Below are 13,619 nucleotides of genomic sequence, written 5' to 3'. Positions count from 1 at the left end.
TCAGCCTCAGTTCACGATGAGCACCAGCCCCCGGCTCGGCACGGTATCGGCCTCGCCTGGCATCGAAACATAGGGCGGCGTCTCTTCGGCGCGCGTGACGGTGCCTTGCGCCTCGAGCTCGGCGATCCGCGCGGCAAACCCGGCATCCCACAGCGTGTTCTTCACTGTCAGCACGATCACTCCGCCCGGCCGGCAGATGCGGATCAGCTCGTCCAGACCCTCGGCCCCGACATGGCCGGACGTGAAGACGCCGGCTGAGATGATCCCGGCATAGGCGTCGTCCACGAAGGGCAGCAGTCCGCCAAGCGCCAGGCAGTGCAGCGCTGAATAGACGCCCTTGCGCGCGGCTTGCGCCAGCATGCCTTCCGAGATGTCGAGCGCCTCGACCTGCGGATAACCGGTAATGGCAAGCCATTCGCCGATGAGCCCGGTGCCGGCGCCGGCATCGAGCAGAGGAGCGGCGCCGCGCGCCAGATGGCGGGCCAGCAAGGCAAGGCAGATGGTGGGATGGCGATAGCCAGCCGCCGACATGTCGGCGTCATAGGTGCCGGCCCACCTGTCGTAAAGAGCCGCGATGTCTTCCGGCCGCTTCGCCGCATAGGCTGCGGCGAGCGCGCTCTGATGTTTGCTGTTTGTCATTGCTGTCCGTCGCCTGGTATCGATCCGCAACGCGATCATAGCCAAACGGCGAAAACTGTGGAACCGTCGTCGTCCCAATAATACGGGGAAAGGAGCGAAATCCATGGCGGACGACCGGGCGCGCGCCGCACTTGCGGCCATTCCGATGCTGGCCGGCTATGACGGCCCTCTGGAACGGCTCGGCGGTCTCACCAACCTCGTCTTCAGGGGTAAGGATTTCTGCCTGCGTATCCCCGGCAAGGGTACCGAGGAATACATCAACCGCGCCAACGAGGCAGTGGCGGCGCGGGAAGCGGCGAAGGCCGGCGTCAGTCCCGATGTGCTGCATGTCGATGCCGAGACCGGCGTGTTGGTGACCCGCTTCATCGCCGGTGCCGAGACGATGTCACCGGAAAAGTTCAAGACTCGGCCGGGCAGCCCGGCACGCGCCGGCAAGGCCTTTCGCAAACTGCACACATCCGGCGCGGTGTTCCCCTTCCGCTTCGAGCTGTTTGCGATGATCGACGATTATCTGAAAGTGCTGTCAACCAAGGACGTCGCCCTGCCTGCCGGCTACCACGATGTGGTCCGCGAGGCGGAGGAAGTGCGCTCAGCACTTGCGGCTCAACCTCTGACGATCGTCGCCTGCCACTGCGACCCGCTCTGCGAAAACTTTCTCGATACGGGCGACAGGATGTGGATCGTCGATTGGGAATATTCCGGGATGAACGATCCGCTCTGGGATCTCGGCGACCTCAGCGTCGAAGGGCAATTCGACGCCGCGCAGGACGAAGAGATGATGCTGGCCTATTTCGGCGGCGAGCCGAGACCGGCGGAGCGCGCCCGCATCGTCATCTACAAGGCGATGTGCGACCTGTTGTGGACGCTCTGGGGCTTGATCCAGCTTGCCAACAAAAATCCGGCCGACGACTTTCGCGCCTATGCCGACGGCCGGTTTGCGCGCTGCAAAGCACTGATGGAGATGCCGGAATTTTCGCGGCATCTCGCAGCGGTGCGCCGGGGTTAATTCACACCCTTCGGCACGTTTTCCGGCGGCACGGAATCGACCACCTTCTGGCGGTGGAAGATGAACAGGCCGGCCAGCACGACGATGGCCGAGCCGATCAGGATGCGCGGCCCAGGCACATCGCCGAAGAAGGCGAGGCCGAAGACCACTGCCCACAACAGCAGGCTGTAATGCAGCGGCGCCAAGGTCGAGGCCGGCGCCAGCTTCAACGCCCTGGTGATCATCAGATGCGCGCCGCAGGAGACGATGCCGAGAAGCAGCATGGCGCCGAAATCGAGCGAGGACGGCGTCTTCCAGCTGCCGAGGGTCAACGCAGCGCCGACCAGCAGCGTGCCGATGGTTTGCCAGGTGACCAGCGAGGTGTCGCTGGTGCCGCGCAGCCGCCGATTGAGGATGATGGCGAAGGCAAAGGAAATGCTGCCGGCGAGCGCGAACATCGACGACAGCGAGAACGCGGCCGAGGACGGCTTCAGCATGATCAGCACGCCGCAGAAACCGACCAGGATAGCCGCCCAGCGGCGCCAGCCGACCCTTTCGCCGAGCAGGAAGTGCGACAGCGCCGCGACATAGATCGGCCCGGCCATGTAAAAACTCATCACATCGGCGAGCGGCAGATAGACGACCGCCGCGTAGAACAGCGCCGTGTCGAGCGTCGTCATCACCACGCGAAGCAGCTGCAGCTCCGGCCGCTCCATGCGAAACAGCTTGGCCGCACCCTGATGTGCAATCATCGGCCCGAGTATGAAAAACGCGCCGATCGAGCGGATCAGCACGACCTGGCCGACAGAAAAACTGGCGACCAGCCACTTGCCCATCGCGTCGTTCAGCGCAAACAGGAAGTCGCCGGCGAGCATCAGCAGGATGCCGGCCAGCAGCACGTTCATGATCGTTGAGCACTGGGCTGCGGGCCGCGCCATTCCGTTACCGGTTCCTCGCCGTGGGGTACGGTGACCCGCGTCGTAGTCGCAAGCTGCGGCCATGACGAGGCGAAAATCGAGAATTCGGTAAGACCAGCGCCGGAAATCGGCTGGACTAATGCATGTCGCGCAAAAGTGTGCAGCGGTTTTGCGATAACGACACGCTTAAAAACAAGACCTTAAAGCGCGTCGCGTGGGTCCGTTCAAACGCGACGCGCTTTAAGCGTGGCGCCGGTTCACCGTGCCCGGCCTTCCGGCGATCGAAAGCCGCGTGTCCTGCCGGCTGCGCTCGGCCACCACCTTGCCCCTGGCGATGACGCAGAGGCGCTCTGGGCGCAGCCGCAGGGCCTCGACTGGGTTGCCGGCATCGAGAACGACCAGGCTGGCGCGCTTGCCGACCGCCAGGCCAAGGTGGTCGAGGCCCATGATGGCGGCATTGACGTTGGTGACCATATCGAAGCAGCGCGCCATCTCGGCCGGGCTCGACATCTGCGCGACATGCAGGCCCATGAAGGCGACGTCGAGCATGTCTGCGGTGCCCAGCGAATACCAGGGGTCGAGCACGCAATCCTGGCCCCAGCCGACGCGGATGCCTTGCGCCAGCATCTCCTTGACCCGCGTCAGTCCGCGGCGCTTGGGAAAGGTGTCGTGGCGGCCCTGCAGCATGATGTTGATCAGCGGATTGGGGATCGCCGAAACGCCGGCCTCGGCAATCAGCGGCAATAGCTTCGAAACGTAGTAATTATCCATCGAATGCATCGATGTCAGGTGCGAGCCGGCCACTCTGCCCTGCAACCCGAGCCGCTGCGTCTCATAGGCAAGCTGCTCGATGTGGCGCGACAGCGGATCGTCGGTCTCGTCGCAATGCAAGTCGACCATCAGGCCGCGCTTCGCCGCGATTTCGCAGAGCTCGGTGACGGAGCGCGTGCCGTCGGCCATTGTGCGCTCGAAATGCGGAATGCCGCCGACGACATCGACGCCTATGTCGAGCGCCCGGATGGTGTTGTCGCGCGCCGTCGGCGAGCGGTAAAACCCGTCCTGCGGGAAGGCGACCAGCTGCAGGTCGATATAGGGGCCAACCGTCTTCTTCACGTCGAGCAGCGCCTCGACCGCCAGCAGGCGGTCGTCGCAAACATCGACATGGGTGCGGATGGCGAGCAGGCCCATCGACACCGCCCAGTCGCAATAGGCGAGCGCACGGTCGCGCACCGCTTCGCAGGTCAAAAGCGGCTTCAACTCGCCCCAAAGCGAGATGCCTTCGAGCAGCGTGCCCGAGACATTGATGCGCGGAATGCCGAGCGAAAGCGTGGCGTCCATATGGAAATGCGGATCGACGAAGGGCGGCGAGACCAGATTGCCATGGGCATCGATCGCCGTGCCGGCGCTGACGTTCAGCTCGGGCTCTATCGCTGCGATCGTTTCGCCGACGATGCCGATATCCGCGATCCTGCCGTCGGGCAGCATCCCGCCGCGCACCACAAGGTCAAAATCCATCTAGCGCCACCTCGTTCAAAAAAGCCGTTTCTTTCCATGCAGCGTGCTGCCGCAAGGCGGAACCTTCAGGCGCGGCCCTTCCCTTCTTCCCTTGTGGAAGAAGGTGGCCGCGAAGCGGCCAGATGAGGGGTGTTCCAGCTTGGCGCCGGCGGCACTCCGTCCAGCACCCCTCAACCGTCTTGGCGCTGCGCGCCAATCCACCTTCTCCCACAAAGGGAGAAGGAAAAGCCTCTATTCCGGCACGTACCGCACCGCCCCCTTGGCGGCACTTGTCGCCATCGCCGCATAGGCGCGCAAGGCCGTCGTCACCTTGCGCTTGCGCTTTTCTTCGGGCTTCCAGGCAGCCGTTCCCCTGGCCTCCATCGCGGCGCGACGGGCGATGAGTTCGGCGTCGTCGACAGCAAGCCTGATGGTGCGGTTGGGGATATCGATCTCGATCGTGTCGCCTTCCCTGACCAGCCCGATCAGACCGCCTTCCGCGGCTTCCGGCGAGACATGGCCGATCGACAGGCCGGAGGTGCCGCCGGAAAAACGACCGTCGGTGATCAGTGCGCAGGCTTTGCCGAGACCTTTCGACTTCAAATAGCTGGTCGGGTAGAGCATTTCCTGCATGCCGGGTCCGCCGCGTGGACCTTCATAGCGGATGACGACGACATCGCCGGCCTTGATCTCGTTCGACAGGATCGCCTTGACGCTGGCGTCCTGGCTTTCGAACACTCTTGCCGGACCGGTGAATTTCAGGATCGATTCATCGACGCCCGCCGTCTTCACGATGCAGCCATCGAGTGCCAGATTGCCTTTCAGCACGGCAAGGCCGCCATCCCTGGAGAAAGGATGTTTGGCCGAGCGGATGACGCCCTTCTCGCGGTCGAGATCGAGATCGTCCCAGCGGCGGTCCTGGCTGAACGCGACTTGCGTCGGCACGCCGCCGGGTGCCGCCAGGAAGAAATCGCGGACATTCTGGCTGGTGGTGCGCGAAATATCCCAATGATCGAGCGCTTCGCCGAGGCTTGCGGCGTGCACCGTCGGCAGGTCGCGGTTGATCAGCCCGGCGCTATCCAACTGGCCGAGGATGGCCATGATGCCGCCGGCGCGATGGACATCCTCCATGTGGACGTCAGCCTTGGCCGGAGCCACCTTGCACAGCACCGGCACCCGCCGCGACAGCCGGTCGATGTCCTCCATGGTGAAGTCGACCTCGCCCTCATGTGCTGCGGCGAGGATGTGCAGGACCGTGTTAGTCGAGCCGCCCATGGCGATGTCGAGCGTCATGGCGTTCTCGAAGGCGCCCTTCGAGGCGATGCTGCGCGGCAGCGCGGTGTCATCGTCCTGCTCGTAATAGCGCTGGGCGAGATCGACGATCAGATGACCGGCCTCGACAAACAGCCGCTTGCGGTCGGCATGCGTGGCCAACGTCGAGCCGTTGCCGGGCAGCGAGAGGCCGAGCGCCTCGGTCAGGCAGTTCATCGAATTGGCGGTGAACATGCCGGAGCAGGAGCCACAGGTCGGACAGGCCGAGCGCTCGATGATCCTGACGTCTTCGTCGGACACCTTGTCGTCGGCGGCCGCGACCATGGCGTCGACCAGATCAAGCGCCTGGCTCTTGCCGGCGAGCACCACCTTGCCGGCCTCCATCGGCCCGCCGGAGACGAAGACGGTCGGGATGTTGAGGCGCAGCGACGCCATCAGCATGCCGGGCGTGATCTTGTCGCAATTTGAGATGCAGACCATCGCGTCGGCGCAGTGCGCGTTGACCATGTATTCGACCGAGTCGGCGATCAATTCGCGTGACGGCAGCGAATAGAGCATGCCGTCATGGCCCATGGCGATGCCGTCATCGACGGCAATGGTGTTGAACTCCTTGGCAACGCCGCCGGCTTTTTCGATCTCGCGGGCAACCAGCTGGCCGAGATCCTTCAAATGGACATGGCCCGGAACGAATTGGGTGAAGGAATTGACCACGGCAATGATCGGCTTGCCGAAATCCGAGTCCTTCATCCCGGTGGCGCGCCACAGGCCGCGGGCGCCGGCCATGTTGCGGCCATGGGTGGTGGTGCGGGAACGGTAGGCGGGCATTGAACTGTCCTTGCTGTCTGCGTCGCGCCCAAAGGCGCGGAAAACCGGAATTAAGCCGCAGGCCTTATAGACGGCACACTCTGGTCTGGCCACAATTTTGCGCTGCGCCAGGGTGCGGAACGAGCGGCCAGCCAAAGACGCAGCCGGCCCAGTAAAAAAGTCAGAGGTGCTGTCGGATCGGGTCTCGTTCGAGCGTCCTTGGGCAGACGGCGGAACCGGGCATCAATTGCCAGCCAGCCGTTTTGCGAGTGAAAACAAAGCCAAAACCAGCCCGAGGAGCAAGAGAATGCAAAAGATCACCCCCTGCCTGTGGTTCAACGATCAGGCCGAGGAGGCCATGAACCATTATGTCTCCATCTTCAAGAATTCGAAGGTGCTGAGCGTGATGCGCTGGCCCAAGGGCAGCGGCGATAATGAGGGCAAGGTGCTGATGGTCTCATTCGAGCTCGACGGCGTTCAGTTCCAGGCGCTGAACGGCGGGCCGCAATTCAAGTTCACCGAGGCGGTCTCGCTCTCCATCGACTGCAAGACGCAGGAAGAGGTCGACTATTTCTGGGACAGGCTCATCGCGGGCGGTGGCCAGCCCAGCCAGTGCAGCTGGCTGAAGGACAAATTCGGCCTCTCCTGGCAGGTCGTTCCCGAGCAGCTGCCCAGGCTGCTGCTGGACGCCGACAGGGAAAAGGCCGGCCGCGTGATGCAGGCGATGATGCAGATGAGCAAGATCGACATCGCCAAGATCGAAGAGGCGGCCAAGGGGTGAATGGAACGCGATCTTGCCTTCTCCCCCTGTGGGAGAAGGTGATCGGCGCGCAGCGCCGAGACGGTTGAGGGGTGTGGGACGGAATGAGACGTTGGTGTTTTCTGGAACACCCCTCATCCGTCGCCTTCGGCGACACCTTCTCCCACAAGGGGAGAAGGGAAAACCAACAGCTCAAGCCGCCCTGTCGCGGACCTGATAATCCTTGACCGCGGTGAAGCGGATCGCCTTCCAGCGCTCGGCCTCGTAGTTGAGCGAGAAGGCGTGCTGGGCGAGGAACACCGGATCGTTGTCGAGATCGCGCGCGATGTCGCCGCGATGCGCCTCGATGAAGCGCTGGAGTTCGGCCTTATCGTCGGCCGATATCCAGCGGCAGACGGAAAAGCGCGACATCTCGAAATCGACCGGCAGTGTGTATTCGAAGTTCAGCCGCTCCTTCAAGACGTCGAGCTGCAGGGCGCCGACGACGCCGACGATGGCTGGCGAGCCGTCCTCCGGCGAGAACAATTGCACGACGCCTTCCTCGGCCATCTGGTGCAGTGCTTCCTTGAGCTTCTTGGCTTTCATGGCATCGCCGAGGCGAACGCGGCGCAGGATTTCAGGCGCGAAATTCGGCACACCGCGAAACAGGATCTCCTCGCCTTCGGTCAGCGTGTCGCCGATGCGCAGCGTGCCGTGGTTGGGGATGCCGACGACATCGCCGGCGAACGCCTCGTCGGCCGTGACGCGGGTGCGGGCGAAGAAGAATTGCGGTGCCGACAGGCTCATCGGTTTTCCCGTGCGCACCAGCTTGGCCTTCATGCCGCGCTCGAGCTTGCCGGAGCAGACGCGGACGAAAGCGATGCGGTCGCGATGGTTGGGGTCCATATTGGCCTGGATCTTGAAGACGAAGGAGGTCATCTTGTCCTCGGTCGCCTCGACCTTGCGGCTGTCGGCCTCCTGCGCGCGCGGCGGCGGCCCGTAGGCGCCGAGCGCCTCGATCAGGTCGCGCACGCCGTAATTGCGCAGCGCCGAACCGAAATAGACCGGGGTCAGATGGCCCTCGCGAAAGGCTTCGAGGTCGAGCGGGCGACACGCCTCGCGCGCCAGCTCCAGCTCCTCGATGAAGGCCTCGCGCTCGTTCTCCGGCAACAGGCCGGCGACGCGGTTGGAATCGGGTCCATTGACCGGCGTGCGCTCCTTTTCGGCGTCGCCCTTGCGCACCGCGTTCAGCGCCAGATGGTAGGTCCCGGAAAAGGTCTTGCCGCGGCCGATCGGCCAGGTGATCGGCGCTGTATCCAGTGCCAGCTTCTGCTCGATCTCGTCGAGGATGTCGAATGGGTCTCGGCTTTCGCGGTCCATTTTGTTGACGAAGGTGATGATCGGGATGTCGCGCAGCCGGCAGACCTCGAACAGTTTCAGCGTGCGCGGCTCGATGCCCTTGGCGGCGTCGATGACCATGACCGCGCTGTCGACCGCCGACAGCGTGCGATAGGTGTCGTCGGCGAAATCCTCGTGGCCGGGCGTGTCGAGCAGGTTGAAGACGGTGTCCTCGTATTCGAAGGTCATCACCGAGGTGACCACCGAAATGCCGCGCTCGCGTTCGATCTTCATCCAGTCTGAGCGGGTCTGGATGCGGTCCTTCTTGGCCTTGACCTCGCCGGCAAGCTGGATGGCGCCGCCGAACAAAAGCAGTTTTTCGGTGAGCGTCGTCTTGCCGGCGTCGGGGTGGGCAATGATCGCGAAAGTGCGGCGGCGCGATACCGCTTGTTCGATGTCTTCAGCCAATTTCATGGAATCCTGTCTGTGGCGCGGGCTTCTAGCAGCGCTTTTCCAGCCTGTCGAACGGAAACACCGCTGATACCCCGGCAGCAGGTTCAGTCTCTGACGATAGCCGCCTGCGTGACCCAGCCAACGTCATCCAGGCGCATAACCAGCCATTCAGAGTCGATCGAAAAAAATCCTCTTTCCGAACCAAGAATATAAACCAGACTCCAGTCCTCGAAATAGTCCGTCTTCGGCGGCTCGCCGAGCATGGCAACAACTTCTGCCCGCGATTTCCCAACCAACGCCCCGGTCAGCGCCAAACCGTCAGCGATGCGATGGCGTTTATGCAAAGGATCCAGCCAGTTGTCGTCCTGCCACCAAGATCGAACGAACGGCAGCGGGCCAAAGAAGACGGCATAGACAATGGCGGCTCCGGCTGCAGCAAAAACCAACCCTTTTATCCAGCGGCGCAAATGACCCTCATGTGATTGAGCTGAACGTTTCCAGTGAGGCGATCGTCATCGACCCGCTTCGAGAGCGGTCCCGGCAACGCCCTTGGTAAGTCTGTAGCATGGTGGCAATGAGGGCAAGAAGTCCTGGGCGTTTGAAGGTACACGGCCGTGAGCAAGAACATCATCGTCATTGGATCCGGCATCATTGGCGCCTCCATCGCTTGGCACCAGCAGAGCTAAGCTGTCGACCTCTCCGGCTGCCGCCGGTTCACGTCCCGACGTCAGGCTGATTCGGTCGCTCGGCTCTCGAAGGCTACCTCCGGAATCCACTCGGCAATTGCGATGCCGATCCTGTCGGCATGGTCCTCCTGCAGATAATGCGCGCCGGGTCCGAGATCGATCAACCGGCAGTTCTTCAGGCCGGCCGCGAATTCCCGTGCCGCATGCGGCGAGACGAGGGCCCCCGGATCGCCTGAGAAAAGCAGCTTCGGGTAGGACGAGAGCCGGAGCGCCCGATGGTCGTGCTCGCTGATGGCAGCGACATCGGCGGGCTGGCCTTCAATCGGCAGGTCGCGCGGCAGCCGCAGGATCGGCTTGCGCGATTGCGGCGTCGGGAACGGTGCCCCGTAGGAGGCCATTTCCTCATCGCTCATCGTGCGCAGCACCGCAGCCGGCAGTACCTTTTCGACGAAGACGTTGTCTTCCAGGACAAGCTTCTCACCGACGCCCGGCGTGCGCATTGCCTTGAACAATTCGCGCGCCTGCGGACGCTGGTGAAAATCGTCCCAACTCTCGAAGGGGCGGATGAATTCCATGAAAGCGAGGCCGAGGATCCGCTGCGGCCGCCGGGCCGCGAGATGGAAGGCGAGCGCTGTGCCCCAGTCCTGCGCGACGACCACCATGTCGGTGATGCCAAGCGTCTCGATGAAGGCGTCGAGATAGCGGACGTGGTCGAAGAAGCGATAGTCGATGTCCGGCTTGCCGGATTGGCCATAGCCGATCAGGTCGGGCGCTATGCAGCGGCCGAACGGCGCCACATGCGGGATGATGTCGCGCCAGATGTAGGACGACGTCGGGTTGCCGTGCAGGAAGAGCACCGTCGGGCCGGCCGTACCTGCCTCGACATAGGAGATGGTGGAATCGAGTACCGCGACTTCCGAGCGCGGCACCGTTGTGCGGGATTGCTGCTTTTCGAGTTTCGGGTTCATCGGATCAGCTCCTTTTTGCGAAGACTGTTTTGAGGACGATATTCTTGAAACGCTCGAGCGGTTCGGGACTGCGCTCCACCTTCATGCGCAGCATCGCGCCTTGCCAGGAACTCAACAGGAAATCGGCGAGGTCCTCGGCATCGAACGCGTCGGTGATGTCGCCAGCCGCCTGGGCCTCGGCGATGCATTCGGCAAAGGGCTTACGCCAGCGTTCGAAAATGGCGACGAGTTGCAGCCTCAGCGCCTCACTGTGAGCCGCCGTCTCGAGGCTGAGATTGCCGATCATGCAGCCCCGTGCCCAATCATGCGCCTCCAGCTTCGACGTGATGATTTCGAGATAGCGGCGCAAGCGCCCGACCGGGGGCGTGCCGTCCCGAGCAAGGGCCTGCTCCGCCAAACCGCTAACATAGGCGAAATAGCGGTCCAGCACCTCGCCGGTGAACGCCTCCTTGGATGCAAAATGATTGGTGAAGGACCCCGGACGGGCATCGGCCGCGGCGACGATGTCGCGTACGCCGGCGGCCGAATAGCCGGAACTCCAGATGGTTTTGAAACCGGCGTCGAGAAGTTTTTCGCGAAGTGAATGTCTAGCCATCGCGGTATAATACGTACGTACGTATTTAAAATCAAGAGGCATATTTGGTACCGCGCGCTCTTGGCAGAACCCACGGGCGATGGCATCGCAGTGGTGGCGTTGGAACGAGGAGTGAAGCATGACAGCGGCGAAACAAGTCATCGTCATCGGCGCCGGTATCATCGGCGCCTCCATCGCCTGGCACCTGACCAGGGCCGGAGCAAAGGTGACGGTCGTTGCCGGCAGCGGCGCCGGCGGCGTCGCGACACCGAATTCCTTTGCCTGGATCAATGCCAGCTGGGGCAATCCGGAGGTCTATTTCCGCTTGCGCATTCGGTCGATGGCCGAATGGACGCGATTGGCGAACGAGGTGCCCGGCATCCCGTTGCAATGGCGCGGTGGCCTATGCTGGGACCTGCCACGTCCCGAACTTGAGGCCTATGCGGCCGAGCACTCCGCATGGGGCTACGGCATCGAGCGTGTCGACCGTGCCGGAGCGGCGCGCATCGAGCCCAATCTGGCCGAGCTTCCCGATTTCGCCCTTTATGTCGCCGAGGAAGGCTTTGCCGAGCCGGTCGCCGCCACGCAAGCACTGCTGGCCGATGCCGAACGGCGCGGCGCGCGAATTGTAGCCGGGACGACCGTCACCGCTCTGGTGCAAGCCAACGGCAGGATTGCCGGCGTCGATACATCCGGCGGGCGGATTGCTGCCGACGAGGTGGTGATCGCGGCCGGAGTCGGCTCTCCGGCACTAGCTGCAACAGCCGGGATAGAACTGCCGATCGAGACACCACCCGGCCTGATCGTGCATTCGCGGCCGTACCAAAAGCTGCTCAACGGCCTGGTGATCGGCGACCGCCTGCACATGCGCCAGACGGCGGAGGGACGCATCATCGCCGGCTCGGATTTCGGCGGCGCCGATCCGGGCATGGATGCCGCAGCCACCGCCCGCAACCTGTTTGCGGCGATGAAGGCCATGCTGCGCGGCGCGGACGGGCTGGAACTCGATTTCCACACCGTCGGCTATCGGCCCACGCCGGTCGATGGCTTTCCGATCATTGGCCGCGCCGAAGGCACGAGCGGCGTCTACGTCGCGGTCATGCATTCCGGCATCACGCTGGCACCGGCCGTCGGCCTGTTCGCCGCCCGCGAAATCCTCGACGGCGAGCGCGATCCTCTGCTTGATCCCTACGGGCTGGCGCGGTTTACTCAATAACCGGACGGGCGGCGAAAGCCGCCGGCTAGCGGCTCGATTGCCCTGGCGATCCCGAGCAGGCGCCGCTCCGACCAGCGTTTGCCAACAATCTGTAGTCCGATGGGCAGGCCGTCGCGATCTTGTCCGCAGGGCAGCGACAGTGCCGGATGGCCGCTGTAGTTGAACACCGCGCCATAGGCCGGCAGCATCCAGTAGCTTTGCTCGCTACCGTCGACCCCGATCGGCGTTCCTGGCTCGCAATGCGGGAAGGCGGTGGCCATGGCGACCGGGCACAGCAAGGCGTCGCAGCCGTCGAAGAACCGTTCCCACGCCAGGATGGGGCGGTCGCGGCGGGCGAGCGCCTCGAACCAGCGCGAGACCGGTGTCGGCTTCTCCCGCGGTTCTGGCTGCGCCGACTCCAGCATCATGCCGATCAGCGCGCCGCCTTGCTCCAGATCGTCGTGCAGGTCGAGCTTCGGCAATTTGGCCTCCTCGACGATCGCGCCTGCCGACTGAAGCTCCTTTGCCAGGCTTTCGACCGCCGCGCTGATTTCGCCGGCCACCGGAAAGCCCGGAAAGGACGGCGCGACGGCAATCCGCAAATTTCTGAGATCCAGCTCCGGCATGGTTTCGACCGGTACCGGCGCAAGGTCGGTATCGCTTCCATCCGGCCCGGCAATGAGGCCGTAGATCAGTGCCAGGTCCTCGACGCTGCGCGCCATCGGTCCGAGGCAGGAGATCAGCCTCACGCTGCGCGGCGCCCCGCCTGGATCGGGGAAGGCGCCGGCGAGCGAGACGCGGTGCTCGGTCGGCTTGAGGCCGTAGACGCCGCAAAAGGCAGCGGGCAGCCGGATCGAATCCTGCATGTCGGTGCCGACCTCGAACGGCGTCATACCGGTGCTGAGTGCCGCCGCCGCACCGCCGCTGGAGCCGCCGGCGGTGCGCTGGAGGTTCCAGGGGTTGCCGGTGCGGCCGAACAGCGGATTGTCAGACTGCCAGTCACCGAGCATTGTCGCCACGTTCGTCTTGCCCACCAGTATGCCGCCTGCCGCCTTCAGCCGGGCAACGACCGGACTGTCTGCCCTCGGGGCATAGTCGGCGAAAGCCGGGAAGCCGACAGTGGTTCTCATGCCCGCTGTTTCGTGCGTGTCCTTCAGTGTGAACGGCACGCCGTGTAGCGGCCCAAGGGCCTCGCCGCGCGCCTGGGCTTCGTCGGCCTTGCCGGCGCGTTGCCGCGCACCTTCCCGATCGAGGGTTACGACTGCGTTGACCGCCTCATTGTGCCTGTCGATCTGCGCCAGATGCGCATCCAGCGCTTCCACAGCGGAAATCTTGCGGTCGCGAATGGCGGCAGCCAATTCTGTCGTCCGGGAAAAGACAATATCCATCGTGGATGCTCCGGGCTATCGCGCCGCGATCCTCAAAATGGCGGATTGGCGCGTGGATGCAAGCCTGGCTCGGCATTCGACGATGGCGGCGCTTGATCGGGATTGCGCTGCGGGGCCCGTTGGGGGGCGGCCCTGTCCAGCGGCCTCGCTGCGCTCGGTACCTCTAC

The 13,619-nt window shown here is 63.8% G+C and carries 12 protein-coding genes; 3 read left to right on the top strand and 9 right to left on the bottom strand.

The features are described from left to right. Positions 1-6 precede the first annotated feature (6 nt). Entirely contained in the window at positions 7-639 is a 633-nt protein-coding gene (locus NKH93_RS08975; protein ID WP_352969935.1) for a class I SAM-dependent DNA methyltransferase, read from the bottom strand. A gap of 103 nt (positions 640-742) precedes the next feature. Here NKH93_RS08975 and NKH93_RS08970 point away from each other — a divergent pair, with 103 nt between their 5' ends. After that, entirely contained in the window at positions 743-1,645 is a 903-nt protein-coding gene (locus NKH93_RS08970) for a phosphotransferase (protein WP_352969932.1), read from the top strand. On the opposite strand, the gene NKH93_RS08965 is transcribed toward NKH93_RS08970, so the two are convergent. The 3 genes from NKH93_RS08965 to ilvD form a co-directional block, all read right to left on the bottom strand. Then, positions 1,642-2,562 carry a DMT family transporter gene (locus tag NKH93_RS08965; RefSeq protein ID WP_352813803.1) on the bottom strand — a complete coding sequence of 307 codons (921 nt, stop codon included), beginning with the start codon at positions 2,560-2,562 and terminating at the stop codon, positions 1,642-1,644. The two genes, NKH93_RS08970 and NKH93_RS08965, sit on opposite strands and share 4 nt — an antisense overlap. Before the next feature lie 219 nt (positions 2,563-2,781). Continuing rightward, positions 2,782-4,056 carry an amidohydrolase family protein gene (locus NKH93_RS08960; protein ID WP_352969929.1) on the bottom strand — a complete coding sequence of 425 codons (1,275 nt, stop codon included), beginning with the start codon at positions 4,054-4,056 and terminating at the stop codon, positions 2,782-2,784. Positions 4,057-4,287: 231 nt separating this feature from the next. Then, complete coding sequence (gene ilvD / locus NKH93_RS08955) at positions 4,288-6,132, bottom strand: dihydroxy-acid dehydratase (RefSeq protein ID WP_352969926.1); 1,845 nt, start codon at positions 6,130-6,132, stop codon at positions 4,288-4,290. Between the two features lie 286 nt (positions 6,133-6,418). Here ilvD and NKH93_RS08950 point away from each other — a divergent pair, with 286 nt between their 5' ends. Then, the gene (locus tag NKH93_RS08950; RefSeq protein ID WP_352540429.1) at positions 6,419-6,892 is read left to right on the top strand and encodes a VOC family protein; all 474 of its coding nucleotides are present in this window, start codon (positions 6,419-6,421) and stop codon (positions 6,890-6,892) included. Positions 6,893-7,063: 171 nt separating this feature from the next. Here the strand turns inward: NKH93_RS08950 and NKH93_RS08945 are convergent, their stop codons facing one another. The 4 genes from NKH93_RS08945 to NKH93_RS08930 form a co-directional block, all read right to left on the bottom strand. Then, positions 7,064-8,662 carry a peptide chain release factor 3 gene (locus tag NKH93_RS08945; RefSeq protein WP_502896443.1) on the bottom strand — a complete coding sequence of 533 codons (1,599 nt, stop codon included), beginning with the start codon at positions 8,660-8,662 and terminating at the stop codon, positions 7,064-7,066. An 83-nt stretch (positions 8,663-8,745) separates the two neighbouring features. Next, on the bottom strand, positions 8,746-9,108 hold the full coding sequence (locus NKH93_RS08940) for a hypothetical protein (RefSeq protein ID WP_352969924.1): 363 nt from the start codon (positions 9,106-9,108) through the stop codon (positions 8,746-8,748). A gap of 260 nt (positions 9,109-9,368) precedes the next feature. Further along, positions 9,369-10,295 carry a haloalkane dehalogenase gene (locus NKH93_RS08935; protein WP_352969922.1) on the bottom strand — a complete coding sequence of 309 codons (927 nt, stop codon included), beginning with the start codon at positions 10,293-10,295 and terminating at the stop codon, positions 9,369-9,371. Between the two features lie 4 nt (positions 10,296-10,299). Then, complete coding sequence (locus NKH93_RS08930) at positions 10,300-10,890, bottom strand: TetR/AcrR family transcriptional regulator (protein WP_352970033.1); 591 nt, start codon at positions 10,888-10,890, stop codon at positions 10,300-10,302. Positions 10,891-11,008: 118 nt separating this feature from the next. Between NKH93_RS08930 and NKH93_RS08925 the strand changes: the two genes are divergently transcribed. Further along, complete coding sequence (locus NKH93_RS08925; protein ID WP_352969920.1) at positions 11,009-12,085, top strand: NAD(P)/FAD-dependent oxidoreductase; 1,077 nt, start codon at positions 11,009-11,011, stop codon at positions 12,083-12,085. On the opposite strand, the gene NKH93_RS08920 is transcribed toward NKH93_RS08925, so the two are convergent. Next, the gene (locus NKH93_RS08920) at positions 12,079-13,452 is read right to left on the bottom strand and encodes an amidase (RefSeq protein ID WP_352969918.1); all 1,374 of its coding nucleotides are present in this window, start codon (positions 13,450-13,452) and stop codon (positions 12,079-12,081) included. The genes NKH93_RS08925 and NKH93_RS08920 overlap by 7 nt on opposite strands. Positions 13,453-13,619 lie beyond the last annotated feature (167 nt).

Source organism: Mesorhizobium sp. M0954 (genome assembly GCF_040319155.1).
GTDB lineage: Bacteria > Pseudomonadota > Alphaproteobacteria > Rhizobiales > Rhizobiaceae > Mesorhizobium.
Note: the sequence above shows the minus strand (reverse complement) of the source record. Positions and strands in the feature narration are given on the sequence as shown.